Source organism: Streptomyces sp. NPDC001852, assembly GCF_042891825.1.
Taxonomy (GTDB): Bacteria; Actinomycetota; Actinomycetes; order Streptomycetales; family Streptomycetaceae; genus Streptomyces.
The window spans coordinates 1-1,584 of the sequence record NZ_JBIATN010000091.1; the positions used below are offsets into that span (position 1 = coordinate 1).

At 69.4% G+C, this 1,584-nt stretch carries 1 protein-coding gene; it reads left to right on the plus strand.

The window, feature by feature from the left end; genetic code table 11:
* Positions 1-124 precede the first annotated feature (124 nt).
* Positions 125-1,576, plus strand: coding sequence for an NF041680 family putative transposase (locus tag ACFYZB_RS46720; RefSeq protein ID WP_388768271.1), 1,452 nt, complete (start codon positions 125-127; stop codon positions 1,574-1,576).
* The last annotated feature ends 8 nt before the right edge of the window (positions 1,577-1,584 follow it).

The window sequence follows — 1,584 nt, forward strand, 5'->3', positions numbered from 1 at the left end:
AGCTTGGCGTTTAACCTCCGCCGTTCACCTGACCTGCTGATCTTGGTTTGTTCCCGGGACAGCAGGGCGGCCGTTCTTCACGCTTCGAGGTGTCGAGCAACGTCGCGTGAAGGAACGGCCGCTGGTGAAGAGTCTCGCCGCTGAACAGTCCGTTGACGCCGCGTTGGGCGTCCTGTCCCACTTTCGTGTCGGGTTCTACGACTGCCTCTACACCCGGGCGGATGTGCTCTTCGAGCTCACCGACGCGGTGCTGTGCTCGGACGGCCCGGTGACGTCGCTGGTCGAGTTGACGCTCACGGCCGAGCACCGGCGTGGGCACGGAGCGATGTACGACGCGGTCAATCATGGCTGGCTGGAGCCGCGGCGCCTGCGCAGGCTGCTTGCCTCCACGCCGCTGCCGCGTGCCGCCGACGGGCGGATCGTGCTCGCGGTGGATGTGAGCAACTGGCTGCGTCCCGACGCCCCCACCAGCCCGGAGCTGCTGTTCTGCCACGTCTACGGGCGGGGCCGCAGCGCGGATCAGTTCATCCCCGGCTGGCCCTACTCCTTCGTCGCCGCGCTGGAGACGGGACGCACGTCCTGGACGGCCATACTGGACGCGATCCGGCTGGGGCCGTCCGACGATGCCACCGAGGTGACCGCCACCCAGCTGCGCGAGGTGGTCACCCGGCTGGTGCACGCCGGGCAGTGGCGGCCGGGCGACGCGGACATCCTCGTCGTCATGGACACCGGCTACGACGTCACCCGCCTCGCCTACGTCCTGGCCGACCTGCCCGTCGAGCTGGTCGGCCGGCTCCGGTCGGACCGGGTCATGCTCCGGGATGCCGGCCCGCGCCGCTCCACCCCGCGTGGCGGACAGCCCCGCAAGCACGGTGGCGTCCTCACCTTCTCCAAGCCGGAGTCCTGGCACACCCCCGACCAGGCCACGACGTGCGGCACCACCCGCTACGGCACGGCCGAAGCCCTCGCCTGGGACCGGATGCACCCCCGCCTGCAGGCCCGTGGCCCCTGGCTCGACCACTGCGGTGAACTCCCTTTGATCCACGGCACGTTGGTCCGGTTGAAGGTCGAGTACCTGCCCGGTGACCGTGACCCGAAGCCGGTGTGGCTGTCGTCCTCGCGCACCGGGATGACCGGCGCAGACGTCGATGTGCGCTGGCAGGCGTTCCTCCGCAGATTCGATCTTGAACACACCTTCCGGCTGTTCAAACAGACCCTGGGCTGGACCGTCCCCAAGGTCCGCGATCCGCACACGGCCGACCTGTGGACGTGGCTGATCATCGCCGCCCACACCCAACTCCGCCTCGCCCGTCCCCTCGCCGAGGACCTGCGCCGGCCCTGGGAACGGCCCAGCGAGCCACGTCGGCTTACCCCGGCCCGAGTCCGCCGGGGGTTCCGCCACCTCCGCGTGAAGACCGCTCGTCCCGCCAGCGTGCCCAGACCCTCCAAGCCCGGACCCGGACGCCCACCCGGCTCGAAGAACCGCAGGTCAGCCCCACGTCACGAGCCCGGGAAGACCGTGAAACGAATCGAAACCCTCACCGAACATGTGCGCCTGAAACAGCAGCGAGGTTAATGATCAAG